We start from the raw sequence: 24,944 nt of genomic DNA, 5'->3' as shown, positions 1-24,944 counted from the left end.
ATTGAATATGCAAACGCTGAACCGTAAACAGTTTCCCGGCAGACAACATCCCGATCGCATTATTCAGTTTGGCGAAGGTAATTTCCTGCGCGCTTTTGTTGACTGGCAGATCGACTTGCTCAATGAGCATACCGATCTTGATGCCGGTATTGTGATCGTGCGTCCCATTAACACGCCGATGCAGAACAGCTTAAACAGCCAGGACGGCCTGTATACCGCACTGATCCGCGGTCTGAACGACAAGGGCGAAGTGGTTAGCGAACCACGCCTGATTCGTTCAGTGAACCGTGAAATCCATGTATATGACCAGTTTGACGAATTTCTGGCGCTGGCGCGCGATGCCAATATTCGCCTGATGTTCTCCAATACCACGGAAGCCGGCATCAGTTACGATGCCGATGATCGTCTGCAAGATACACCGCCGAATAGTTTCCCGGCCAAGCTGACTCGCCTGCTGTTCGAACGTTTCAACCATTTTAACGCGGCGCCAGATAAAGGCTGGATCCTTCTGCCTTGCGAACTGATTGATCATAATGGCGAGACGCTGAAGTCGCTGGTGTTGCGTTATGCGCAGCAGTGGGAACTGCCTGCCGCCTTCAGTCAGTGGCTGAACGATCACAACACCTTCTGCTCGACGCTGGTGGACCGTATCGTCACCGGCTACCCACGTGATGACGCAGAACAGATTTACCAGCAGCTGGGTTACCGTGACGACTACCTCGACACGGCTGAAGTCTATTACCAGTTTGTTATTCAGGGGCCGGACTCACTGCGCCAGGAACTGCGGCTGGATCGCTACCCGCTTAATATCCGTCTGGTCGGGGACATCAAGCCATGGAAAGAGCAGAAAGTCGCGATCCTGAATGGCGCCCACACCGCGCTGGTGCCGGTGGCGTATCTTGCCGGACTGGATACCGTCGGTGAGGCCATGAACGACGCGAAAATAGCGGCGTTTGTCAACGGCATGCTGCGTGAAGAAGTTATCCCGACCCTGGATCTGCCCGCGGCAGAACTGCATGCCTTTGCTGATGCGGTACTCGGTCGTTTCCGCAATCCGTTTATTCGTCATCAGCTGCTGTCCATCGCGCTTAACAGCATGACCAAATACCGCACCCGTCTTCTGCCGCAGTTGCTGGCTAATCACCGCCAGCAGGGCCACTGGCCGCGTCGGCTGACTTTCGCCCTGGCGGCACTGTTGGTGTTTTATCGCGGTAAACGTAATGGCGAATCATTCCCGCTGCAGGACGATGCGCACTGGCTTGAGCGTTTTGCCAGCCTGTGGCCACAGCTTGATCGCGGTGAGATCACACCACAGAAACTGGTCGAAACGGTGCTGGCGGATCAAGCGCACTGGGAAAGCGACCTGACGCAGTTACCTGGACTGGTGGCTGCGGTAACCGAACACCTGCAAATTATTGTCGAGCGCGGTATACGCGCCGCATTAGAACAACTGGAGTAATATCGCTATGCAACGCACGATTAAGATAGACCCGCGCGATAATGTCGCGGTGGCGCTGAGCGATCTGGCTGAAGGGGAAACCCTGCAGTTTGACGGCCGGCAGGTCACGCTGCTTCAGCCAGTGGCTCGCGGACATAAATTTGCGCTCCAGGCGATTGAGCCGAAAGCGCTAATCATTAAATATGGCCTGCCGATTGGTCATGCTACTCAGCCGGTGGCGCAGGGAGAGGTGATTCACTCGCAAAACGCGCGCACTAATCTGAGCGATCTCGATGAGTATCAGTATCAGCCTGATTTCCTTACCCTGCCAGCGCAGGCCGGAGATCGCGAAGTGCAGGTCTATCGTCGTGCGAATGGCGAAGTCGGTATCCGTAATGAGCTGTGGATCCTGCCAACGGTTGGTTGCGTTAATGGTATTGCACGGCAAATTCAGGCGCGCTTTCTGCGTGAGACGGAGAATGCGGCGGATATCGATGGCGTACATCTGTTCAGTCACCCGTTTGGCTGCTCGCAATTGGGTGAAGATCATATCAACACCCGCACCATGTTGCAGAATATGGTGCACCATCCGAATGCCGGTGCGGTGCTGGTGATCGGTCTGGGTTGCGAGAACAACCAGGTGGATGTGTTCCGTGAGACCCTCGGCGAATTCGACCGCGACCGCGTGATCTTTATGATCTGCCAGCAACAGGACGATGAAGTCGAGGCCGGCGTTGAGCGCCTGCATCAGCTGTATAAGGTGATGCGCGGCGATAAACGCCAGACAGGTAAGCTGAGTGAACTGAAATTCGGTCTGGAATGCGGTGGTTCTGATGGTTTATCCGGTATTACCGCTAACCCACTGCTGGGGCGTTTCTCCGATCAGATGATTGCTAATGGCGGTACCACGGTGCTGACTGAAGTACCGGAGATGTTTGGCGCCGAGCGCATTTTGATGAGCCGCTGCCGTGACGAAGCGACATTTGATAAAACCGTCAGCATGATTAACGATTTCAAACAGTACTTTATTGCCCACCAGCAGCCGATTTACGAGAACCCGTCTCCGGGTAATAAGGCGGGTGGTATCACCACGCTGGAAGAGAAATCGCTGGGATGCACCCAGAAAGCGGGACAGAGCCAGGTCGTCGATGTCCTGAAATATGGTGAGCGCCTGAAGGTGCATGGTCTGAATCTGCTTAGCGCGCCGGGCAATGATGCGGTGGCAACCAGTGCGCTGGCCGGGGCAGGTTGCCATATGGTGCTGTTCAGCACCGGACGCGGCACGCCTTACGGTGGTTTTGTGCCAACGGTAAAAATCGCCACCAACAGCGAGCTGGCAACGAAAAAGCCGCACTGGATCGATTTTGATGCCGGCAAGCTGATTCATGGCACCAGTATGGATGCGCTGTTAAGCGAGTTTGTCGAGCGGATTGTTGAGATTGCCAACGGCAAGCTAACCAACAACGAGCGAAATGATTTCCGTGAGCTGGCGTTGTTTAAAAGCGGTGTCACCCTGTAGCCGCCAACCATCGCCACGGGAGCCATCAGTGAGGCTCCCGTGGCGTGTTTCAGGGATGGGTCCGTAAAGGCGGCATTTATGCCGCCTTTTGCGATCAGGTTTGTTGTGAAAGGCGATTTTCTTCTGCCTGACAGACGGCTGCGGTAAACAGAATATCGGCTGAGGAGTTGAGGGCGGTTTCCGCGGAGTCCTGCAACACGCCAATAATAAAGCCGACGGCGACGACCTGCATTGCCACCTCATTTGGAATACCAAACATATTACAGGCCACCGGGATCAGCAGCAGCGATCCACCGGCAACGCCGGATGCGCCACAGGCGCAGAGCGAGGCCACCAGGCTTAACAAAATCGCTGTCGGCACATCAACCGCGATCCCCAGCGTATGCACTGCCGCCAGCGTCAGGGTGGTAATGGTAATCGCTGCGCCCGCCATATTGATGGTAGCGCCCAGCGGAATCGATACTGAATAAGTATCTTCATCCAGATTCAGGCGTTTTGCCAGCGCCATATTAACCGGAATATTAGCAGCGGAGCTGCGGGTAAAGAAGGCGGTAACGCCGCTTTCACGCAGACAGGTAAACACCAGCGGATAAGGGTTGCGACGGATCTTCCAGAATACCAGTATCGGGTTAAATACCAGCGCCACCAGCAGCATACAGCCAATGAGTAGCGTCAGCAGATGAGCGTAACCCCACAGAGCGCTAAAGCCACTGGAAGCCAGCGTCGATGCTACCAGACCAAAAATACCAATCGGTGCGCAGCCGATGACCAGCCGTACCAGCCAGGTAACGGCTTTAGAGGCATCGCTGAGCAGGATTTTGGTAGTGTCACTGCTGTGACGCATCGCAATGCCTAAGCCAATTCCCCAAACCAGGATACCAATATAGTTAGCATTCATCAGAGCAGCGATGGGGTTAGCAACCATGCTCATCAGCAAACCACGGAGTACTTCAATAATACCAGAAGGTGGGGTGATGGTATTATTGGCGCTACTGAGTGCCAGCGTTTGTGGAAAAAGATGGCTAAAAATTACAGCTACCACCGCGGCAAAAAAGGTACTTAGCAGATAGATCGTTACAATCGGTCGAATATTACTTTTCTGCCCCTGTTTATGGCTGGCAATTGCCGAGATTACCAGCATCAGAACCAGCAGTGGCGCGACGGCTTTCAACGCGCTGACAAACAGCGTGCCGAGTAAACCAACTGCCAGTGCGGCATCTTTTGAGAACCAGGCCAGTGCAATACCGGCGAGCAGACCAAACATAATTTGTTTCACCAGGCTGGCACCGAGAAGGTATGCGATCGGCCCGGAAGGTTTATTTTTCATTATCATATTCAAAACCGTTAATTGTTATAAAAGGCATTTACCCGCCATCACAGGGTGGTATTGCGGATAAGGTGTTTGCCGGGAGAAGTATAAGGAAATGTGATGGCAGGAAAAGAGAAAGTTCGGATAATTGAACCGCGATCGCTGGTTATAAGCTGTGGTCGCGCGCAATAAGAGACGGATAACCGGGTGATAACAGCCGGTGAGTCAGCATAAAAACGGGGCGCCTGGCGCCCCGCTAACGGATTATGATGACAGCTTCTTCTGGTCGTTTCTGTGGTTCACCCAGGCATTTATCAGCAGAGTCAGCCCCAGGATACCCCCCACCACGCCGAGCGAAACCGCGACCGGGATATGCCAGAAGTCGACAATCAGCATCTTAAAGCCGATAAATACCAGCACAATCGCCAGACCGTACTTCAGCATCGAGAAGCGTTCCGCCACGTTAGCCAGCAGGAAGTACATGGCGCGCAGGCCGAGGATGGCGAACAGATTCGAGGTCAGCACGATAAACGGGTCAGTGGTGACGGCGAAAATCGCCGGAATGCTGTCGACGGCAAAAATCACGTCACTCAGTTCCACCATAATCAGCACCAGCAGCAGCGGCGTGGCAAACAGCACACCATTCTTACGGGTAAAGAACTTCTCGCCTTCCAGAGCGTCAGTCATCCGCAGATGGCTGCGCAGCCAGCGTACCACCGGTTTTTCACCCACCGCACTGTCATTTTCCTCTTTCGCCAGCGCCATTTTGATACCGGTAAACAACAGGAAGGCGCCGAAAATATACAGGATCCAGCTAAACTGGGTGACCAGCCAGCTGCCGGCAAAAATCATTATGGTACGCAACACAATCGCGCCCAGCACGCCGTAGATTAGGACACGTCGCTGCAGTGCCGCCGGCACGGCAAAATAGCTGAACAGCATCAGCCAGACAAACACGTTATCGACTGCGAGCGCTTTTTCCAGAATATAACCGGTGAGGAAGGCGAGGGTCTGGGTATCAGCCACTTCGCGGCCAAGGGTACCATTGAGATACCACCAGAAGGCGGCGCTAAACAGTAGCGATACGGAGATCCACACCAACGACCAGATGGCGGCTTGTTTGAGTGACATGGTGTGGGCGCCACGACGTCCCTGCAGCAGCAGATCGATCGCCAGCATGATAAGAACCACGACAGCGAAGCTGCCCCAGAGTAAAGGCGTGCCGACAGTATGCATAATATATCCTGTAAAAAAACAAAAACGGCTGACATCGGAAGACGTCAGCCGCTCTGTTGACGTGCAAGCAAAACCTCGCCTTCCGGCAAGGTCTCACTTACAACGCAGGATAAGGTGCTATCCGGGTTGCCCAGTAACCGGGCTAAAATCACTGCTCAGACGCAATGATTTATCGTGGCCGTAATGACGATTAACTGGCGAAGAAGTTACTCCCCTTTGCTGAAGCGTAAGATACGTGCAGCCAGCGCATTGGTCAACGGATCGATGTAATATTTAGAAATATTTACACAGCCGCGGCATTGCGCGCATCCGCCGGGAAAACTACGCCGGTCTGACGGCGAATTTCCGTTAACAATTTGGCGGTAATCAGTGATGACGCCAGTCCGGCATGATTTACGTCATGGCTGGCCACCAGCGCGGCGAAATGCTCCGCCTCATACAGCATGGTATTAATGTGCTGTGGCTGACTCAGTTCGCGGGTTTTGCCACCCCGCGCGGTCAGAGTAACGCGCTGGCAGTGCGAGAGTTGCTCAATAACCAGCGACCCGGCTTCGCCCTGGATTTCACTCGGGAGCAGTGAATCACTGACTTTCGAATGCAAAATGGTAACGTCAAAATCACCATAATTCATCAACACCGCACCGTGCGCATCAACGCCGCTTGCCAGCAGGGTGGCCTGTGCTTTCACGCTCAGCGGTTCTCCCCATAAGGCGACCGCGCTGGCGAGGCTGTAGTAGCCAATATCCATAATTGAGCCATTGGACCAGGCCGGATTGAAAGTGTTGGGGTTTTCGCCGTCAAGATAGCGCTGGTAGCGGGAAGAGTACTGGCAGTAGTTGAACAGCGCTTTACGCAGCTTGCCTACTTCCGGCAGAGCCTGACGCAGGGTGATAAAATTTGGCAGACTGGCGGTTTTAAAGGCTTCGAACAGGATCACCTGATTCGCGCGCGCGCAGGCAACCAACTGTTCGACTTCGGCTAAGTTGGATGCCAGCGGTTTTTCGCAAATCACATGTTTTTTATGACGCATAAACAGCTGCGCCTGCTCAGCGTGCAGGGCGTTGGGACTGGCGATATAGACCGCATCAATATCATCCGATTGCGCCATCTGCTCCAGCGAAACAAACAGATGTTTGACCGGATACTCATGGCTAAAAGCCTGCGCCTGTTCCAGGGTCCGGGAGTAGACGGCGGTAAGTTTTATTTTACCGCTTTCATGTGCGGCATCGACGAACTGGCGGGTAATCCAGTTGGTGCCAACAACAGCGAGGCGAATCATGCTTTTAAGCTCCACTATCCTGTGAGTGAAACAGCAGATTAGCACAGCTAAAAGTGAGAGCAATGACGAAGCGTGCGCCGAATTTGATACTGAGATCATCCTTCCAATATGATAGTTTTCAGGCTTTCCCGTTACAGGCGCGGGGTAATAAAAGGATCAGCAGTGAGTAGCACAGTAGCCGGAAATAAACATGCGTTGAACTGGACCAGCATTCTGGTGGCGATCCCGGTCGGTTTTGCCGCGACCCTGATGACCCTCGGCTTTCGTCTGATCATTGAGTTGATCAATAAACTGCTGTTCGGCAGTCAGCAGGATATCACTCAGGCGATGACGGTCTGGCCATGGTTTTTCTGGCCGCTGATTGTCGGGATCGGCGGGGTGATCGCCGGCTTCTTTCTGCAATATGCCACCTCGATTGAGCAGCAACAGACGGTGAAAACCGACTATCTGGAGGTGATTAATGCGCGTCTTGACGCGGTGCCTGCCCGCACCTCGCTGTTTCGTGCGCTCTCTTCCATCGCCAGTATTGGCAGCGGTGCCTCAATTGGTAAAGAGGGGCCAATGGTTCAGCTGTCAGCGCTAAGCGGCAGCATTCTGGGGCGTTACTGCTTTAAATCACTGGCGCTGAAAAACAGCGATGTGGTGGCGATGGCCGCCGCCGCCGGGCTGGCCTCGGTTTACCATGCGCCGCTGGCGTCGGCGATCTTTGTAGCGGAAATCGCCTTTGGCATCTCAGCGCTGCAATGGCTGATCCCGCTGATTATCTCGTCGGCAGTGGCAGTAGTGACCATGTGGACGCTTGGCTTCCATTCGGCAATCTACCCTTTTGCCGACGTACAGTTTCAGCTCACGCCCGCGACCCTGGCCCTGACGGTAGTGATTGGCCTTGCGGCAGGGCTGGCAGGCTGGCTGATGATCTACCTGATTGCCAAAAGCAAGGGGCTGTTTGCCCGACTGAAAAACCTGCCGCTGCGGCTGGGCGTCGGCGGTTTTGCCGTTGGCACGCTGGCGATCGCCTCCAGCGATATTCTCGGCAATGGTTACGAAGTGATTGTTGAGGTGATGGCGGGTAGCCTGGCGCTACAGGCGCTGGTCATACTGCTGGTGCTGAAGATGGTTGCCACCGCGCTGTCGGTGGGCTCCGGCGCGGTCGGGGGGTTGTTTACCCCATCGCTACTGATTGGCGCCCTGCTGGGGGTTGCCCTTGCCAGCGTCGCCACACTACTGGGGGTGCCGGCTGGCAATGCACTGCTGTATGCCGCTATTGGTATGGCGGCGGTGCTGGCATCGGTCAGTCAGGCGCCGCTAATGGCGATATTAATGGTGCTGGAGATGACATTAAACAGCAGCCTGCTGTTTCCGGTGATGATTGCCGCGGTACTGGCCTCCATGGTGGTTTACCGCCTGCAGTCAGCCAGTACTTATCCGGTGATCAGCCACCACTTTAGTCGTTCTGACGCCAAGTTTGATTTCGATAACGGCATTATCTCGCAGTTTATCGTCCCCGGCGCGGCGCTGCTGCCGGAACGGTCGGTAGGTGAAGCGCTGGCGGTTAGCTCGCTGAAACGTGAACGTTTTGTCTATATTGTCAACGATCATGGGCAGTTTCTCGGCGTGGTATCGATTCACGATATTTCACACAAAATCCTTGCTGGTGAAATCACCCTCGATTCCCCGGTCAGCCTGGTGATGGACAGCGATTTCCCGTTTATCTGCGCTAATCAGACCATTCGCGAAGGCTGGGAAGCTTTTGCCCAGGTAACGCTGGAACGTCTGCCGGTGCTGAATAATCCGCTGGAAAGAAAGTTTCTCGGCGCACTGACGAAAACCAGTCTGATTCAGAAAGCGAAAGATTTTATTTAAGCGGCATTACCCCGTAGCGCCTGCTCGGTGAGCCATAAGCGGGTATCGAACTCATACTGATGATAGTCTGGCTCCATATGACAGCAGAGCTGATAGAAGGCTTTGTTGTGATCTTTCTCTTTGATATGCGCCAGCTCGTGCACCACGATCATGCGCAGAAAAGCCTCCGGTGCGTTTTTAAAGATGGTGGCGACGCGGATCTCTGCTTTGGCTTTTAGCTTGCCGCCCTGCACGCGCGAAACCGCAGTATGTAAACCCAGCGCATGTTTCATCACTTTGATTTTGCTGTCATAAGCCACTTTAGTCAGCGGCGCGGCATTACGCAGAAAACTGTTTTTCAGATCCAGCGCATACGCATACAGGGCTTTATCGCTGTTGATGTTATGCCCCTCAGGGTAGCGTTTCTGCAATACTTCAGCTAAGCGTTGCTGCTCAATCAGCGTCCGTACCTGGCTGAGCAGTGATTCAGGGTATCCCTGCAAATAGATTAACGATGACATTAGGGCTCCCGGCCGAAAAGAATTTATACCCGGCGTTTTGCAGTAGCAGCGGTGTCAGTGGTGTTCATTCACCCGATCTCCTAACCGGAGCCAGTTCATCGGGATTGATTCCCTTGCTGCCGTGCTGCAACTCCAGTGACTTTGGGTATATACTGCGCCCCCATTTAGGGCACAGAACGCGCAAATATTATCATGCTGGAGATCCAATGAGCCAACTCGAACTGAGCAATCGCACGCTGACGCTGCATCGCTTCCCGCAAATGGATGACGAGAGCCCGTTGCAGGCCTGGGATGCCGCAGATGAATATTTGCTGCAACAGCCACTGCCGGCAGACCACAATGGTCCGGTACTGATCTTTAACGACAGCTTTGGCGCGCTGGCCTGCGCACTGAGCGAACATCAGGTGTACAGCATTGGTGACTCGCTGATGAGCCAGCTGGCGACACGGAATAATTTAAAGCTCAATGATCTGGATGAAGACAGTGTGACCTTTATCGACAGTATGGCGGCACTGCCGGCTGCGCCTTCCTGTGTCTTGATCAAAATCCCGAAAACTCTCGCGTTGCTTGAGCACCAGCTCCGCGCCCTGCGTCTGGTGTTAACGCCGGATACGCTGATCATTGCCGGTGCTAAAGCGAAAGATATTCATAGCTCGACGCTGCAACTGTTTGAACGGGTACTGGGCAACAGCAAAACCTCACTGGCGTGGAAAAAAGCGCGCCTGGTTTACAGCACCTTCACCAACCCGGCACTGAAAGAGGCGGCGATTACCTCTGTCTGGCCACTGGATGAGACGGCTTATCAGATCCACAACCATGCCAACGTGTTTTCGCGCACCGGCCTCGATATTGGTGCGCGTTTCTTTATGCAGTATCTGCCGGATAACATTGAAGGCGAGATTGTCGATCTGGGCTGTGGCAACGGGGTGATTGGCCTGCTGGCGCTGCAGATGAATCCGCTGGCGGAAGTGCATTTTGTTGATGAGTCCTGGATGGCAGTGGCGTCAAGCCAGCTGAATGTGGAGACTAACCGGCCAGAGGATCTCAGCCGCAGTCACTTTGCGGTCAACAACTCGTTAAGCGGTTTTCCGTCGGATCGCCTGCATGCGGTGCTGTGTAATCCACCGTTCCATCAGCAGAGTGCCATGCACGATCAGATCGCCTGGCAGATGTTGAGTGATGCGCGCCGTTGCCTGCAATATGGCGGTGAGTTACGCATTGTCGGCAACCGTCATCTTGGCTATTACCAAAAAATGAAGAAGCTGTTTGGCAACTGTACTACCGTGGCCAGTAATCAGAAATTTGTGATTTTACGTTCGGTAAAATTGCGTTAATTGTCTGAGCGGGCGGCATTTATGGCGCCCGCATAACCCGCTCAAATCTCCAGCGCTAAGCGGGTACCCTGCGCAATGGCGCGGCGCGCATCCAGCTCCAGCGCGACATCCGCACCGCCGATAATATGTACCTTTATCCCCAGCGCAGTAAGCGGCGCCAGTAACTCGCGTCTCGGTTCCTGCCCGGCGCAAATCACCACATTATCTACCGCCAGAATCAGCGGCCGATCGTCGCGCACAATATGTAATCCCCGATCGTCAATACGCTGATATTGCACGCCGCCCCACATGTTTACCCCGTGGGCCTGCAGGCTGGCGCGATGGATCCAGCCGGTGGTTTTTCCCAGGGTGGCGCCCGGCTTGCCGGGCTTGCGCTGCAGCAGCCAGATTTCGCGTGGGCTGTCGGGCCGTTGCGGCCCTTCGGGCGCCAGTCCGCCGGCATGCCGCAGGGAACGGTCAATGCCCCATGCACGGCAGAAAGCCGTCACATCAGGGCTGCCGGCCGGTTCTGAATGACAGAGATATTCGGCGGTATCAAAACCGATGCCGCCTGCGCCGATAATTGCCACACGTTTCCCAACCGGTTTTTTCTGCGCAATAACGTCGGAATAGCTGAGTACGCTGGGATGATCGATCCCGGCAATCTCCGGCATGCGCGGTGAGATACCGCTGGCGAGGATCACTTCGTCAAATTCCCGCAGCGCTGCTGCGTCGGCCCACTGATTCAGCCGCAGCGAGACGCCATTTAGCGTCAGCTGCCGGCGGTAATAGCGCAGAGTCTCATTAAACTCCTCTTTGCCCGGGATCTGGCGCGCAATATTAAATTGTCCGCCAATCTCACTGGCGGCATCAAACAGCGTGACCTGATGGCCGCGCGCGGCGGCGTTAACCGCAAAGGCCAGTCCCGCCGGACCGGCGCCAACCACCGCCAGCTTTTTTAGCTGGCTGGCGGCAACGACGGGCATCAGGGTTTCATGGCAGGCGCGCGGGTTAACCAGGCAGGAGGTAATGTTACCGGCAAAGATTTGATCGAGGCAGGCCTGGTTACAGCCGATACAGGTATTGATCTCATCGGCGCGGTTCTGTTGCGCCTTCAGCACAAACTCAGCATCGGCGAGAAACGGCCGCGCCATCGAAATCATATCGGCGCAGCCCTCATCCAGCAGCGACTGCGCGACATCCGGATGATTGATGCGATTGGTGGTAATGAGCGGCAAGCTGACGTATTGCTTCAGGGTTTGCGTCACCCAGCCAAAAGCGGCGCGTGGTACCGAAGTGGCAATGGTGGGCACCCGTGCCTCATGCCAGCCAATACCGGTATTAATCATGGTGGCGCCGGCCTGTTCAACCGCCTGCGCCAGCTGGATGGTCTGCTCCAGCGTATTGCCGTCTTCCACCAGATCGAGCATCGACAGACGGTAGATAATAATAAAGCGCTCGCCGGCGGCGGCACGTACCGCACGTACGATCTCAACCGCAAAGCGCATCCGCTGGCTGAAGTCGCCGCCCCACTGGTCATCACGCTGATTGGTGCGGGCCGTCAGGAACTGATTTATCAGATAACCCTCGGAACCCATAATCTCCACGCCGTCGTAGCCAGCCTGCTGCGCCAGCCAGGCACAACGGGCAAAATCCGCTATCAGCTGCACAATTTGCTGATGCGTTAGCATCTGTGGTTTAAACGGGTTAATCGGCGCCTGCAGCGCGGAAGGGGCGACCAGTCCGGGCTGATAACTGTAACGCCCGGCATGCAGTATCTGCAGCACAATTTTACCGCCCGCCGCGTGCACTGCCTGGGTCACCGGACGGTGATGCGCCAGCTGCTGCTGATCATTCAGCACCGATCCTCCGGCCACCACCACGCCCTCGGGTGATGGCGCGATACCGCCGGTAACAATCAGCGCCACACCCGCCCGGGCCCGCTCAGCATAAAACGCCGCCAGTCGTCCGGCGCCGTCAGGATGTTCTTCCAGTCCGGTGTGCATCGAACCCATCAGCACACGATTTTTTAGCTGCGTAAAACCGAGATCCAGTGGGGAAAAAAGTGAAGGTGCTGCCTGCATACGGGTGTCCACCAGAATGTTGCAATAATGTTATGTGGTCGGATGAGTTGACTGTAGCGTCTGGCAGAGAAAAAGAGAAAACCGGCGCGATAAAGCTGTGAGGCCGGTCAAAAAATCATTCACGGCATGGATGCGCTGCAACTGCTGCCGTTAAAGCACTACCTGGTTCACGTTATGCGTAACATCAGTTTCGTAACACAAATTTTAGTGATCAACTTCACAGTTTTGTACTGCCGAAAACTATTTGATGTGCACCAGGCAGTCAAGGCAACGAGGCAACGATGAATATGAAAACCCAGTCCTGCATGATTAACGGCAAAGAAAATGTCGAAGTGATCACCCAGGACGTGAATTATCAGGGTGAGGGCACGCTGGTGCGCATCACCCGTGGTGGTATTTGCGGTTCCGACCTGCACTACTATCAGGAAGGGAAAGTGGGCAGTTTTGCCGTCAAAATGCCGATGATCCTCGGTCATGAAGTGGTCGGTTATGTGGTGAAAAGTGATAATCCGGCGCTGAAAGAGCAGCAAAAAGTGGCGATTAACCCGTCAAAACCGTGCGGCAGTTGTAAATATTGCCGCAGCGAGGAAGAGAATCAGTGCGTCAGCATGCGCTTCTTCGGCAGTGCGATGTACTACCCCCACGTTGATGGCGGTTTTACCCAATATAAAGTGGTGGATAGCGCGCAGTGCATTCCCTTTGCCAGTGACGCAGATGAAACCGTGATGGTGTTCGCCGAACCGCTGGCGGTATGTATCCATGCCGCCAATCAGGCGGGTGAGCTTCAGGGTAAGAAAGTGTTTGTTTCCGGCGTTGGCCCGATTGGCTGTCTGATAGTGGCGGCGGCAAAAGCCAAAGGCGCGGCGGAAATCGTCTGTGCTGACGTCAGTGAGCGTTCACTGGCGCTGGCGGAAAAGATGGGCGCAACCCGTCTTATCCATGCTGCCAGCGGTGATTTTACCCCTTATCAGGCGGACAAAGGGTACTTCGACGTGTCGTTCGAAGCCTCCGGCCATCCCTCTTCGCTACAGCGCTGCCTGGAAGTGACGCGCGCCAGAGGCACTCTGGTGCAGGTGGGCATGGGCGGCGCGGTGCCGAATTTCCCGATTATGCTGCTGATTGCCAAAGAGATAAAACTGGTGGGTTCGTTCCGCTTTACCCACGAATTTAACACCGCCGTGGAATGGCTGGGCAATGGCACCGTCAACCCGCTGCCGCTGTTTAGCGGTGAGTATCGCTGGGAAGAGATTGACGCCGCGCTGGTGTTTGCCGGTGATAAACAAAAAGCCGCTAAAGTTCAGCTGACATTCTGATTTGGGGAACACCATGAGTGATCTTTTTTCTTTAAATAACCAACGTGTGCTGATTACCGGTTCGGGTCGCGGCATCGGTTTCTTACTGGCAAAAGGACTGGCCGAAGCCGGAGCGGAAGTGATTATTAATGCCACTACCCAGGCGGGAGCGGAGAAGGCGGCGGCACAGCTGGTCGCCGCAGGGCATAAAGCCCATGCGGTGGCATTTGATGTTACCCAGTCGGCTGCGGTTAATGCGGCGGTTGAGCAGATTGAAAGCCAGATTGGCGCGATAGAGGTGCTGGTAAACAACGCCGGCATTCAGCGTCGTCGTCCATTTCTTGAGTTCCCGGAGCAGGACTGGAACGATGTGATCGCGGTAAATCAGACCGCAGTATTCCTCGTTTCACAGGCGGTGGCACGTAAGATGGTCACGCGTCAGCGCGGCAAAATTATCAATATTGGCTCCATGCAGAGTGAACTTGGCCGCGACACCATCACCCCCTATGCCGCCTCAAAAGGCGCGGTCACCATGCTGACCCGTGGCATGTGCGTCGAGCTGGCGCGCCACAATATTCAGGTCAACGGTATCGCTCCGGGCTATTTCAAAACCGAAATGACTCAGGCGCTGGCGGATGATGAAGCCTTCACCGCCTGGCTGACCAAACGTACACCGGCAGCGCGCTGGGGCAACCCGGAAGAGTTAATCGGCGCCGCGGTGTTTTTAGCCACCAAAGCATCTGATTTTGTGAACGGCCACCTGCTTTTCGTCGATGGCGGCATGCGCGTGGCGGTGTAAGCAACTATACCCAAAGAACCTGGCGTTGCAGCGCCAGGCTGGCAGGGTTAAACCTGTAATTTACTGTTTCACCTGTATCCTCAAAGGAAATTTCTATGCCAATTACAATAATAGCGATAGGCGTGATTTTACTGCTGGTGTTAATGATTGTCTTTAAAGTCAACGGCTTTATCGCACTGGTGTTCGTCGCGGCCGTGGTCGGGATTGCTGAAGGGATGACGCCACTGCAGGCGGTAGCATCGATCCAGAAAGGGGTCGGCGGTACCCTCGGCAGTCTGGCAATGATCCTCGGCTTTGGCGCCATGCTGGGCAGGCTGGTATCCGATACCGGCGCCGCTCAGCGCGTCGCCACCACGCTGATTAAGGCTTTCGGTAAAGATAAGCTGCAATGGGCGCTGGTGATTACCGGCCTGATCGTCGGCCTGGCGATGTTCTATGAAGTGGGATTTGTTCTGCTGTTGCCACTGGTGTTTACCGTGGTCGCCGCAGCGCAGATGCCACTGCTGTATGTCGGCGTGCCGATGGTGGCCGCGTTGTCGGTCACCCACTGCTTCCTGCCGCCGCATCCGGGACCAACGGCTATCGCCACGATTTTTGGCGCTAATCTCGGTACCACCCTGTTGTACGGTCTGATTATCACCATCCCAACGGTGATTGTCGCCGGGCCGATTTTCTCTAAATTCCTGAAGAACTTTGAGAAAGAACCCCCGGAAGGGCTGTTTAACCCGAAGATCTTTGCCGAACATGAAATGCCGGGCTTCTGGACCAGCATCTTTGCGGCGGTGATCCCGGTGATCCTGATGGCCGTGGCGGCGGTATTTGAGCTGACAATGCCGAAAGAGAACCCGGTACGCCAGTTCTTCGAGTTTATCGGCAACCCTGCGGTCGCGCTGTTTATCTCGGTGGTGATTGCGGTGTTTACCCTTGGCCTGCGCAACGGCCGTAAAGTCGAAGATGTGATGGATATGTGCGGTGATTCCATCGCCGCGATCGCCATGATTGTATTTATTATCGCCGGCGGCGGCGCCTTTAAACAGGTGCTGGTGGACAGCGGCGTGGGTAACTATATCGCTGATATGATGAAGGGCTCATCATTGTCGCCATTACTGATGTGCTGGACGGTAGCGGCGATGCTGCGTGTTGCTCTCGGTTCGGCGACGGTGGCAGCTATCACTACCGCGGGTATTGTTACGCCAATTATTGCCGTCACCCATGCCGATCCGGCACTGATGGTACTGGCCGTTGGCTCCGGCAGTGTGATCGCTTCACACGTTAACGACCCGGGGTTCTGGTTGTTTAAAGGCTACTTTAATCTCAGTGTGGTTGAGACGCTAAAAACCTGGACGGTGATGGAAACGCTGATCTCGTTCCTCGGTTTAGCTGGTGTACTGATTTTAAACATGATACTTCATTGATCTGGTGGGCGGGTTTATCCCGCCCTTTCTCTGGTTGTAACGGATATCCCGCTGTGCGCTCCCATCGTATTTCCCTGCAAGATATTGCCACCCTCGCCGGTGTCACCAAAATGACGGTCAGCCGCTATCTGCGCACGCCGCATTTAGTGGCGGCCAAAACCGGTGAAAAGATCGCACAAATTATCGAAGAGATTAACTATATTCCCAATCGTGCGCCGGAGATGCTGCTGAGCGCGAAGAGTTATACGATTGGGGTATTGATCCCGTCGTTTAAGAATCAGATCTTTGCCGATCTGCTGGCGGGTATTGAGGCGGCGACCAAAGAGGGCCGCTATCAGACGCTGATCGCCAACTATAACTACAATCCGCTGGCGGAAGAGGAACAGATTATCAATCTGCTGTCGTGGAATATCGACGGTATTATCCTCAGTGAAAAGGCCCATACGCTGCGGGCGGTAAAATATCTGCGCGCCGCCAAAATTCCGGTGGTGGAAGTAATGGATACCGAAGGCGGTTGCCTGGATATGGAAGTGGGTTTTAATAACTTTAATGCGGGTTACGATATGACCAAAACCCTGCTGGAGCAGGGGCGGCGGCAGATTATTTACTTCGGTTCGCAGGATGACCGCCGCGATGAGCACCGCTTTCGCGGTTACAGCAAGGCGATGGCCGAACGTGATTTTCCCGCGCATCGCGTCAATCCGAAATCGATCTCTTCGCAGCAGCTGGGCGCCAGAATGCTGGAAAGCGCCCTGCAAACCTTTCCGGCGCTGGATGCCATCTTCTGTACCAATGACGATCTGTCACTCGGCGCACTGCTGTGGTGCCAGCGACATGGCATCCGCGTACCGCAACAGATCGCCATTGCCGGTTTTCACGGGCTGGATATCAGCCGCGAAATGTATCCGAGCGTCGCCAGTGTGATCACCCCGCGTTACGCCATCGGCTATACCGCTGCGGAACTGCTGCTGAAAAAGATCGGCGATGCAGATTTCGTCGCCGATTCCGTCGATCTGAGCTATCAGATATTTATGGGCGAGACTATTTAGTCACCACTGAGTCACGACGCTGGATCCACGAGTAGCGCGCGGCATAGCCGTCAGAAAAATGCGTGTTGCGGCGATAGCTGGATCCTGGTTCAGCCATACAGTAAGTACATACTGGCAGAACCTCGATCTGCGCCGCCGGGATCCCCATCTGCCGCAGCATCTGCACGGCAAGACCCGGCAGATCGAACCAGATCCCCGCGGTGGTGGCGGTCGCCTGGGGGCGAATGGCTTGCGGATTGCGCGGCTGCTGCTGATGCCATGGCGGCGGCAGGGCCAGCAGGGAGTTGCTCTGGATGGTTGCCAGTATATTGTGCCCGAGCTCATAGCAGCAGGGGCCGATAGATGGACCGATGGCAATATGCAGGCTCTCTGCGCTGGCGCCCAACGCAATCAGGCGCTGCACCGCACTAAACAGTACCCCGGCCAGCGCACCTTTCAATCCCGCATGCACCGCAGCAACATGATGCATACGATCGTCGGCAATCAATACCGGTAAGCAATCTGCCGTGTAAACCGCCACCGGGCACTGGTCGGTGGCAATCACGCCATCCGCGTCACCGCTTTTTGCCGGGGTGGTTTCTTCGGCCAGCACTACTTGCGCGCTATGCCGCTGATACGCCCAGGTACTCTCTGCGGGGGGTGTGGCGCCGGCAGGCAGAAAAGCATGCTCTACCCAGCCAAGCCCGGCGAGCAGTGAAGAGGAGCGTGATTGAGGGAGGTGAATGCTTTGCATAACGTGGTCCTTGTTATTACTCACTTCAGTAAGTTTATCCAATATAAACTACGCCTCAATGATGACATGTTTAAATCTTTTCTCCGCGGGCGCATCATCGGCAACCGGTTACATTGCCCTGTCTGGGTGCAGGCCGCAGGTATCCGGTCTCGTTTTTGCTGCGACGGTAGTCTGCGGCAGGCGGGTACAAAAACCAATTAATTGCATAACTACGCTGCGTTTTTATTATCCGGGGGAGCCGCTGAAGATATAATATTTGTGCTGGTGCCAAAACGGTGCCATTGCACCGAAATCATGCATTATCTGCCGCTGAACATTACTATTACATTGAGACAGTAGTCTTTTATTTTCTCTATGCGTATTGATAATCTTGCTATATATCATTAGCAGTATATTGAATGCATATTAAATATTAATTAACTGTAATGTAAGGTTTTTATTTTCCACTTTGGTTTTTGGCTAATTACAAGTTATATCCTGATAATTTACTTAAAAAATACATTAATTTTAACTAAACTTACATTGGTTAATTTATTTGTCTTTATGGGATTTTTCCTAATCATGTATTAATCTGTTAAGTGATAGAACTTATTCCCCCGGCAGTGACCATACTGTTAAGAGTGATGTTATTCCCGGTAAAAAAGATTACGCGATTTATCTGTCGCCCGGTCAGAAACCTGTTTTCCAGAGAGAGACGCTTATTTTGACGACACTTAAACCTTTGTTAGCAAAAAACCGCAGTTGGGCATTACAACGGCGCCAGCGTAATCCGCACTATTTCGATAATAATCTGCATCAGCAGAAGCCGCACTCGTTATGGATCGGCTGTTCTGACAGTCGTGTGCCAGCGGAAGTGCTGACCGGCTGCCATCCCGGCGAACTGTTTGTGCATCGTAATATCGCCAATATGGTGATCGACAACGATGACAATGTTATGAGCGTGCTGCAGTACGCGCTGGAGTATCTGAAAGTCTCACGCATTGTGCTGTGCGGTCACTATGGTTGTGGCGGTGTACAGGCGGCGGTGGCGCTGCCTGGCAGCCCACTGAACAACGCTGACTCGGCGCTGGCGCGGCGGATTGGCCAGCTGCGCGCGGCCATATCGCCAGCTTTAACCGCCTTTCATGGCGGGGATGATGATGAAAGTAACCGACAGAATCACCTGGTTGAAGCCAATGTTATCGCTCAGTTTTCCCGGCTGGTTGCCAGCGAACCGGTAACCGCCGCCTGGCGGCAGGGCGCTGCACTGGATGTCTTCGGCTGTGTTTATGATCTGCAGTCGGGGCATCTGAAAGAGTTAATCCAGCAATCGACAGAGGAACCTTCACCATGAATCTGAGAACGCTTCGTCAGGATCTGCCTGCCGGTCTCGTCGTGTTTCTGGTGGCCTTGCCGTTATGTCTGGGCATTGCCCAGGCCAGTGGCTTACCGCCGTTTGTCGGTCTGCTTAGCGGGGTGATTGGCGGATTGATCGTTACCTCGCTCAGTCCGTCGCGCTTTGCCGTGAGCGGCCCGGCTGCCGGGCTGGTAACCATCGTGGTGGCGGCCATTGAAACACTCGGCTCTTTCTCCGCTTTTCTGCTGGCGCTGGTGCTGGCTGGCGTACTGCAGTTTATGCTTGGAGTGATCCGCGCCGGGCGCTTTATTACCCTGGTGCCGGGAAGCGTCATTAAAGGCATGCTGGCGGCGATTGGTATTTTGCTGATTATGCAGCAGGTCCCGGTAGCGCTGGGGGCCTCAGGAGATACTGAACTCGCTGCGCTGTTTAACGGTGAATTCAGTTTCTCTTTATCGGCGATGATGGTGGCTGCCGTCGGGCTGGCGATTCTCTGGCTGTGGACCACGCCGGTGGTAAAACGGGTAAAAGCGCTTAACTGGATCCCAGGTCCGCTGATTGCGGTGCTGTTTGGCTGTGTTGTAACCTTATCTGGCAATGGCATTCATCCGGAGCTGGTCAGTAATCTGCCGCGTATTTCGTTGCCTGAATTGGGTGGTATCGGGGAGCTGACCAGTGCACTGGAAGGTCCGGACTGGCAGGCGTGGCGTAACCCTTCCGTCTATGTGGTGGCGGTAACGCTGGCGCTGGTGGCCAGCCTGGAGACCTTGCTGAGCCAGGAAGCATTGAAGAAATTACGCCCGCAAAATCCGCCGCCATCACCGGATAAAGAGATGCGCGCGCAAGGGGTGGGCAACCTGATTGCTGGTTTTCTTGGCGGTTTGCCGATTACCTCGGTGATTGTCCGTAGTTCGGTCAACGTCAGTGCCGGCGCCCAAAGTAAAACCTCAATATTACTGCATGGCGTTTTACTGCTGGTCTGCGGCCTGTACTTCAGCCAGTTACTGAATGCGATTCCACTGGCAAGCCTGGCGGCAGTATTGCTGTACACCGGTTATAAGCTGGCGACACCACGCCTGTTTATCGATCAAATTCGGCTGGGCGCGCAGCAGTTTGTGCCATTTATTGTCACTATTGGCGGTATTATCATCTGCGGTATGCTGGCGGGGATAGGATTGGGTATTGCCACCCAAATTCTGTACAGCATCTATAAAAGCCATCGCAATGCGCTGCAGCTTACCCGCTATGACGACCACTATGTGCTGCGTTTTCAGCAAAATTTGACCTTTATGCACAATCCACGATTACAGGGGCTGCTGGCTGAAATCCCGGAGAATAGCGTGGTGATCGTGGATCATGATAACGCGGAATATATTGATCCTGATGTAAAAGCTGTGCTGAAAGACTTTAGTGATAATGCTAACGATCGCGGCATCAGACTCAGTCAATGGCCTGCCGCGGCAAAATAATTTAGTCCCCACCGATTAAAGCGAGCGACATGATTTAACGGTCACTCGCTTTCTTATAAGCGTTGCCTATTTTCCTGTGATAAAATTACCCACGCTGTAGTCAGGATTAATGTTATAAACCAACAGGCTACAGAACAATAGTGCGATTATTTTTGTTTGGGCAGCTAAAAATAAAGCTCAGACTCTGCCTCATTCACTTGCAGACGTCGCATCGGACATCGGCGGATACAGGCTGGTGTCGCTTCAGTGGAAATATCATGGGTAGCGGGCGTATGCGATTAAAATTGTTCGATGAAAATAATAATAAAGCCAACGGCATAACGGTCTTCGTTTTTACCGTGGTATTTTGTTTTATCGGCGCTCATTTGCGCATGCCGCAGGCATTGTCATTATTCTGGCCGGTAAATGCGCTGATCGCAGCAATAATTGTTCGTTTCCCTTATCTGCATAACGCGCGTATTTACCTGATTAGCTATCTGGCAATGATATTCTACGACATGGTGTTTTCCGGCTGGGCGGCAATGTCGGTTACTATAAACTTTGCCAATATTATCTTTATCTTTGTTGTCGCTAACATACTGATTAAAAGAAACAAATCTGATTATGGTTTCAGCCGCCCGGCGAAAGCTTTACAGATTTTTCCCGCCTGCCTGCTGGCGGCGCTGGCCAGCGCCAGTTGGGGGAGCCTGGCGCAGGAAGCCGGGGAGGGGGGAAATTTCCTCACCGTCTGGAGTGACTGGGTCAGTGAACAGTTTTCCACCGGCGTGCTGCTGCTGCCTTTTTTGCTGACCCTGCCAGCCAGCATTAAGCTGAAGCTGAAACCCTATCGGTTAAAAAATCTGTTACCCGCCGCCGCCTTAGTGGGATCGGTGGCGGTAGCGGCGATTATTGGCGGCGGCGGAAGTCTCTCATTTCCGTTACCGGCATTAATCTGGTGTGCGATTGCTTACCCGATTCATATCACCAGCCTGATTACTCTGATCACTGGCGTCACCGAAATTATTCTGGTGGTCAGCGGGGTAATGAATATTCAGGGCAGTGATGAATTTTTGCCACTGAGCCATCTGGTTTCCGCCCGGCTGGGGATTGCCACGCTGGCGATCAGCCCGCTGATTGTTGCCGTTAGTATGGATGCGATTTTGCAACTGAATAAACAGCTGTCACTGCGCGCTAATTACGATTTTCTTACCCGCCTGCTGTCGCGTTCAGGTCTGTATGAACAGCTGCGTCTGCGGGATGATCAACCGCAGAGCCGGCCGCAGAGCGCGGGAGTGATGTTGATTGATATCGATTATTTTAAAGCGATTAATGACAGCTTTGGCCATGATTCCGGTGATGCGGTGCTGGAAGAGATGGCGCAGCGGATGCGTAATGTGGTCGACGATCGCGGGCTGGTATGCCGTTTTGGCGGCGAAGAGTTTGTCGTGGTATTTTTTGATCGCGACCGTATTGCTCTGTTTCAGCTGGCCGAACAGGTGCGTCAGGCGATCGTGATGCGCAAATTTGATCTGCAAGGTAATTCGGTGGGCGTCACCGTGAGTATTGGCATCGCCAGCCAGCCAATACTGGAGCATAGCTGTGTGGAAACGGTTAACGCGCTCATTTCAGAAGCGGATAAGCGCCTGTATCATTCGAAGCGCAATGGCCGCAACCAGACCTCTCCGCGCGTCGAGCGTGAGCTGGAAGACGTGATATAGCGCGGAACTGGCGGGCGCTATTCGGCCCGCCTGCCATTCAACCCGCTCAGCATGTTGATCGGGATAAGTATGATCGGCGAATGCCGCTTTTAGCTGCTGACGATCGTCATGATTTCCAGCTATGACCAAGTAGCGGATCTCCAGTACCACGATACGGGATAGTCGCGCCGGATTTTAGATGCGGATCAGCACTTTGCCCTCAGGGCGCGGTTGCTGATAAAAGTGCAGCGCGTCTGCGATCCCGGCGAGCGGAAAAACGGCGGCAATCCGCGTCGCGGCCACGCCATCGCGAATCAGCGCAAAGACATCCTGTAGTTTTTCGCTAATCTGCAACTGGCTGGCATGATGGATCCACTGGCGTAAATGGAAGTAACTGAAGTCGATATCCGGACGTGTTAACCAGAAGGCTTTCGGTATCGTCTCACCGGACAGCAGGCCATAAGAAATAAACTTACCCCCTGGTTTCAGCGCGCTGGCGAGAGTGATTGCGTTGTTGCCGCCGATGCAATCCAGCACCGCATCTACTCCTCCGGCGGTCTGCAATGCCTGCACTGCGCGCCGATCATCAGCATTCGTCATGATCAGTACCGATGAACTCTCCACCGACTCAGCTGCCTGCGTACTGCGTACCATCGCTACCGCATCTAACTGCAGACGATTGGTCATCTTTAACAACATCCGGCCGATGGCGGAATTTGCCGCGTTAATAATCAGTTTGGCCCCGGCTGGCAGCTTTACTGCTTCGGTCAGCAGCAGCCATGCGGTCATCGGATTGACATAGCTGGTGGCCGCCTGCTCGTCGGATAACCACTCCGGCACCGGGAAGCACCATGCGGGATCGCTGTGTTTGATTTGCTGCCAGGCGCCGGCACTGCCAAGTGGCAGTACGCGTGTGCTGCCGTTGATGCAGCCAACACCTTCAAAACCGGGAATAAAAGGTAATGAGGTGCGCGTTGGATAAGCGCCAGAGATGGTGATCAAATCGGAAGGATTGATCGCTGCCAGCCGCATGCGCACCGCGATATTTCCATCTGTCGGAGAGACGGCAGAATATTGCTCAAGCCCGACGCAGTGCGCCGCGACACCAAACTGACGAACAACTGCACGTAAATACATGGCCGGAGACATAGGTTGTGGGCGTAAGTAAAGGAAAAAGGCAGATTAGCAGAATCTGACCGCCAGAAGTCAGTCGGATAGCTAAAGCGAGGACAAAAACGACTTATCAACCAGTGACCGGTGTTATTAACGACAGGAATTATTTTTACTTATTGCCTGATTGCGTGGCGATAATATATTACACCTTCATATAGGCGTAACACTTTTATTATTTACGTGGATAATGCCGGGCTCACTCTCTGAGATATCTGTCAGACAGGGAGGGACAGAGTGGGTTGCCAGCCAGGCCAGCGGATCCAGAAGGTAAGGCAACTCAACGGCGGGGCCGCCCGCGCCTGTTGGCATGGCATAGCCGTTTTAATCGCGGCGGATAGGGTTCAGAAAGTTTATGGACGTGACCAGCAGGTTGCGGGACACTAGACCCTACTTTTGCTGCTACCAGACACGGAGTTTTATGTCGCTCAAAGCTATCGCCAAACAACTCAGTCTCTCAGTTACCACCGTCAGCCGTGCCCTTAATGGTTATGATGATGTGGCGCAGGAGACGCGGGAGCGTGTGGAAGCGGAAGCACAGCGGCGCGGCTACCGCCCCAACACTTTTGCCCGCCGCCTGAAAATGGGCAAAATCGATGCGGTAGGGCTGGTGTTCCCGGTGCATCCGGTCCCGCTTAGTAACAGCGTTTTTATGGATATGGTCGGCGAAATTAGTCGCGAACTGGCACAGCATGAGGTTGATTTGCTGCTGATTGCCGACGATGACCTTGCCGATAAGCACAGCTATATGCGGATGGTGCAAAGCCGTCGCGTGGATGCGCTGATCGTAGCCCATACGCTGGAAAACGACCCGCGCCTGCGCCAGTTGCAGCTGGCTGGTTTCCCATTTCTTGCTCTTGGCCGCAGTCAGTTAGACCAGCCCTACGCCTGGTTTGATTTTGATAACTATGCCGGTACATGGCACGCCACACGGCAGCTGATCTCTCTGGGTCACCAGCGTATTGCCTTGCTGGGTGAAAACAGCTCGCAGGCGTTTATTGCTCAGCGTCGCAACGGCTATCTGGATGCGCTGGCGCAGCAGCATTTGAGCACTGAATATCGCCGCGAGATGCCGCCTTCCCGCCGTGCCGGTTATCAGACGACGCTTGAGCTGATGGCGTTGCCTCAGCCACCAACGGCGATTATCACCGACTGTAACTCCCAGGGCGATGGGGCGGCAATGGCCCTGCAGCAACTGGGGAAACTGTCGGGGGAACTGGCGGTATCGCTGGTAGTATATGATGGATTACCCATTGATAGTATTGTAGAAACTGATGTCGCAGCGGTAATTCAGTCCAGTCGTCAGGGCGTGGGTAAACAAATTGCCGATATGATACTGCGTCTGATTGGTGGCGAAGCCGTCGACACGCTGCAGGTACTCTGGCAGCCTGATTTTACCACCGGTGTCACCGTTAACCCTCCTGCTTAAATCCCACTGAATTTCTAAGCCAGATCACAGATCCG

Annotated in this window: 20 protein-coding genes; 13 read left to right on the top strand and 7 right to left on the bottom strand. The window is 54.2% G+C overall.

The genetic code is table 11. The features are described 5' to 3' along the window. Window positions 1-7 precede the first annotated feature (7 nt). A complete protein-coding gene (locus JWF83_RS01745; RefSeq protein WP_413648193.1) occupies window positions 8-1,459 on the top strand; it encodes a tagaturonate reductase in 1,452 nt (483 codons plus the stop codon). A 7-nt stretch (window positions 1,460-1,466) separates the two neighbouring features. Beyond that, window positions 1,467-2,957: a UxaA family hydrolase gene (locus JWF83_RS01740; RefSeq protein ID WP_413648191.1), complete on the top strand. Its 1,491-nt coding sequence runs from the start codon at window positions 1,467-1,469 to the stop codon at window positions 2,955-2,957. A gap of 94 nt (window positions 2,958-3,051) precedes the next feature. On the opposite strand, the gene sstT is transcribed toward JWF83_RS01740, so the two are convergent. The 3 genes from sstT to JWF83_RS01725 form a co-directional block, all read right to left on the bottom strand. Then, entirely contained in the window at window positions 3,052-4,284 is a 1,233-nt protein-coding gene (sstT, locus tag JWF83_RS01735) for a serine/threonine transporter SstT (protein WP_413648189.1), read from the bottom strand. Window positions 4,285-4,530: 246 nt separating this feature from the next. After that, complete coding sequence (locus JWF83_RS01730) at window positions 4,531-5,502, bottom strand: TerC family protein (protein WP_413648187.1); 972 nt, start codon at window positions 5,500-5,502, stop codon at window positions 4,531-4,533. A gap of 283 nt (window positions 5,503-5,785) precedes the next feature. Continuing rightward, window positions 5,786-6,781: a Gfo/Idh/MocA family protein gene (locus JWF83_RS01725; protein WP_413648185.1), complete on the bottom strand. Its 996-nt coding sequence runs from the start codon at window positions 6,779-6,781 to the stop codon at window positions 5,786-5,788. Between the two features lie 162 nt (window positions 6,782-6,943). On the opposite strand from JWF83_RS01725, the gene JWF83_RS01720 reads away from it, so the two are divergent. Further along, on the top strand, window positions 6,944-8,644 hold the full coding sequence (locus tag JWF83_RS01720) for a chloride channel protein (protein ID WP_413648183.1): 1,701 nt from the start codon (window positions 6,944-6,946) through the stop codon (window positions 8,642-8,644). Here JWF83_RS01720 and JWF83_RS01715 read toward each other — a convergent pair. Further along, window positions 8,641-9,144, bottom strand: a complete 504-nt coding sequence (locus tag JWF83_RS01715) for a M48 family metallopeptidase (RefSeq protein ID WP_413648181.1) — start codon at window positions 9,142-9,144, stop codon at window positions 8,641-8,643. The genes JWF83_RS01720 and JWF83_RS01715 overlap by 4 nt on opposite strands. Window positions 9,145-9,350: 206 nt before the next feature. On the opposite strand from JWF83_RS01715, the gene rlmG reads away from it, so the two are divergent. After that, entirely contained in the window at window positions 9,351-10,478 is a 1,128-nt protein-coding gene (rlmG, locus tag JWF83_RS01710; RefSeq protein WP_413648179.1) for a 23S rRNA (guanine(1835)-N(2))-methyltransferase RlmG, read from the top strand. A 41-nt stretch (window positions 10,479-10,519) separates the two neighbouring features. Here the strand turns inward: rlmG and JWF83_RS01705 are convergent, their stop codons facing one another. Continuing rightward, on the bottom strand, window positions 10,520-12,541 hold the full coding sequence (locus JWF83_RS01705; protein WP_413648177.1) for an FAD-dependent oxidoreductase: 2,022 nt from the start codon (window positions 12,539-12,541) through the stop codon (window positions 10,520-10,522). Between the two features lie 281 nt (window positions 12,542-12,822). On the opposite strand from JWF83_RS01705, the gene idnD reads away from it, so the two are divergent. From idnD to idnR, 4 genes are all read left to right on the top strand, one after another. Beyond that, a complete protein-coding gene (gene idnD / locus JWF83_RS01700) occupies window positions 12,823-13,854 on the top strand; it encodes an L-idonate 5-dehydrogenase (RefSeq protein WP_413648175.1) in 1,032 nt (343 codons plus the stop codon). 13 nt (window positions 13,855-13,867) lie between these two features. After that, window positions 13,868-14,632: a gluconate 5-dehydrogenase gene (idnO, locus tag JWF83_RS01695; RefSeq protein ID WP_413648173.1), complete on the top strand. Its 765-nt coding sequence runs from the start codon at window positions 13,868-13,870 to the stop codon at window positions 14,630-14,632. Window positions 14,633-14,727: 95 nt separating this feature from the next. Then, window positions 14,728-16,047: a gluconate:H+ symporter gene (locus JWF83_RS01690; protein WP_413648171.1), complete on the top strand. Its 1,320-nt coding sequence runs from the start codon at window positions 14,728-14,730 to the stop codon at window positions 16,045-16,047. Between the two features lie 53 nt (window positions 16,048-16,100). Next, window positions 16,101-17,096, top strand: a complete 996-nt coding sequence (gene idnR / locus JWF83_RS01685; RefSeq protein WP_413648169.1) for a DNA-binding transcriptional regulator IdnR — start codon at window positions 16,101-16,103, stop codon at window positions 17,094-17,096. Here the strand turns inward: idnR and JWF83_RS01680 are convergent. Beyond that, window positions 17,089-17,829 carry a polyphenol oxidase family protein gene (locus JWF83_RS01680; RefSeq protein ID WP_413648167.1) on the bottom strand — a complete coding sequence of 247 codons (741 nt, stop codon included), beginning with the start codon at window positions 17,827-17,829 and terminating at the stop codon, window positions 17,089-17,091. The genes idnR and JWF83_RS01680 overlap by 8 nt on opposite strands. A 703-nt stretch (window positions 17,830-18,532) precedes the next feature. On the opposite strand from JWF83_RS01680, the gene JWF83_RS01675 reads away from it, so the two are divergent. From JWF83_RS01675 to JWF83_RS01665, 3 genes are all read left to right on the top strand, one after another. Further along, a complete protein-coding gene (locus tag JWF83_RS01675; protein WP_413648165.1) occupies window positions 18,533-19,162 on the top strand; it encodes a carbonic anhydrase in 630 nt (209 codons plus the stop codon). Then, entirely contained in the window at window positions 19,159-20,634 is a 1,476-nt protein-coding gene (locus JWF83_RS01670; RefSeq protein WP_413648163.1) for a SulP family inorganic anion transporter, read from the top strand. Before JWF83_RS01675 ends, JWF83_RS01670 begins: the two co-directional genes overlap by 4 nt. Before the next feature lie 272 nt (window positions 20,635-20,906). Beyond that, window positions 20,907-22,331 carry a diguanylate cyclase gene (locus tag JWF83_RS01665; protein WP_413648161.1) on the top strand — a complete coding sequence of 475 codons (1,425 nt, stop codon included), beginning with the start codon at window positions 20,907-20,909 and terminating at the stop codon, window positions 22,329-22,331. A 174-nt stretch (window positions 22,332-22,505) separates the two neighbouring features. On the opposite strand, the gene JWF83_RS01660 is transcribed toward JWF83_RS01665, so the two are convergent. After that, entirely contained in the window at window positions 22,506-23,447 is a 942-nt protein-coding gene (locus JWF83_RS01660) for a zinc-dependent alcohol dehydrogenase family protein (RefSeq protein ID WP_413648159.1), read from the bottom strand. A 160-nt stretch (window positions 23,448-23,607) separates the two neighbouring features. Here JWF83_RS01660 and JWF83_RS01655 point away from each other — a divergent pair, with 160 nt between their 5' ends. Then, entirely contained in the window at window positions 23,608-23,754 is a 147-nt protein-coding gene (locus tag JWF83_RS01655; protein ID WP_413648157.1) for a Hok/Gef family protein, read from the top strand. Between the two features lie 147 nt (window positions 23,755-23,901). Beyond that, entirely contained in the window at window positions 23,902-24,909 is a 1,008-nt protein-coding gene (locus JWF83_RS01650; protein WP_413648155.1) for a LacI family DNA-binding transcriptional regulator, read from the top strand. The last annotated feature ends 35 nt before the right edge of the window (window positions 24,910-24,944 follow it).

Origin of the sequence: Pantoea sp. B65 (genome assembly GCF_047308185.1) — a bacterium.
Classification (GTDB): Bacteria; Pseudomonadota; Gammaproteobacteria; order Enterobacterales; family Enterobacteriaceae; genus Erwinia.
This window is presented reverse-complemented; position numbering and strand designations above follow the sequence as displayed.

What these genes read in the sequence shown, in the direction of transcription:
- sstT (WP_413648189.1), bottom strand. Translation starts at nt 4,284, where the DNA reads ATGAAAAATAAACCTTCCGGGCCGATCGCATACCTTCTCGGTGCCAGC.
- JWF83_RS01715 (WP_413648181.1), bottom strand. Translation starts at nt 9,144, where the DNA reads ATGTCATCGTTAATCTATTTGCAGGGATACCCTGAATCACTGCTCAGC.
- rlmG (WP_413648179.1), top strand. Translation starts at nt 9,351, where the DNA reads ATGAGCCAACTCGAACTGAGCAATCGCACGCTGACGCTGCATCGCTTC.
- JWF83_RS01670 (WP_413648163.1), top strand. Translation starts at nt 19,159, where the DNA reads ATGAATCTGAGAACGCTTCGTCAGGATCTGCCTGCCGGTCTCGTCGTG.
- JWF83_RS01745 (WP_413648193.1), top strand. Translation starts at nt 8, where the DNA reads ATGCAAACGCTGAACCGTAAACAGTTTCCCGGCAGACAACATCCCGAT.
- JWF83_RS01730 (WP_413648187.1), bottom strand. Translation starts at nt 5,502, where the DNA reads ATGCATACTGTCGGCACGCCTTTACTCTGGGGCAGCTTCGCTGTCGTG.
- JWF83_RS01665 (WP_413648161.1), top strand. Translation starts at nt 20,907, where the DNA reads ATGCGATTAAAATTGTTCGATGAAAATAATAATAAAGCCAACGGCATA.
- JWF83_RS01690 (WP_413648171.1), top strand. Translation starts at nt 14,728, where the DNA reads ATGCCAATTACAATAATAGCGATAGGCGTGATTTTACTGCTGGTGTTA.
- JWF83_RS01705 (WP_413648177.1), bottom strand. Translation starts at nt 12,541, where the DNA reads ATGCAGGCAGCACCTTCACTTTTTTCCCCACTGGATCTCGGTTTTACG.
- JWF83_RS01725 (WP_413648185.1), bottom strand. Translation starts at nt 6,781, where the DNA reads ATGATTCGCCTCGCTGTTGTTGGCACCAACTGGATTACCCGCCAGTTC.
- JWF83_RS01680 (WP_413648167.1), bottom strand. Translation starts at nt 17,829, where the DNA reads ATGCAAAGCATTCACCTCCCTCAATCACGCTCCTCTTCACTGCTCGCC.
- idnD (WP_413648175.1), top strand. Translation starts at nt 12,823, where the DNA reads ATGAATATGAAAACCCAGTCCTGCATGATTAACGGCAAAGAAAATGTC.
- JWF83_RS01650 (WP_413648155.1), top strand. Translation starts at nt 23,902, where the DNA reads ATGTCGCTCAAAGCTATCGCCAAACAACTCAGTCTCTCAGTTACCACC.
- JWF83_RS01660 (WP_413648159.1), bottom strand. Translation starts at nt 23,447, where the DNA reads ATGTATTTACGTGCAGTTGTTCGTCAGTTTGGTGTCGCGGCGCACTGC.
- idnO (WP_413648173.1), top strand. Translation starts at nt 13,868, where the DNA reads ATGAGTGATCTTTTTTCTTTAAATAACCAACGTGTGCTGATTACCGGT.
- JWF83_RS01740 (WP_413648191.1), top strand. Translation starts at nt 1,467, where the DNA reads ATGCAACGCACGATTAAGATAGACCCGCGCGATAATGTCGCGGTGGCG.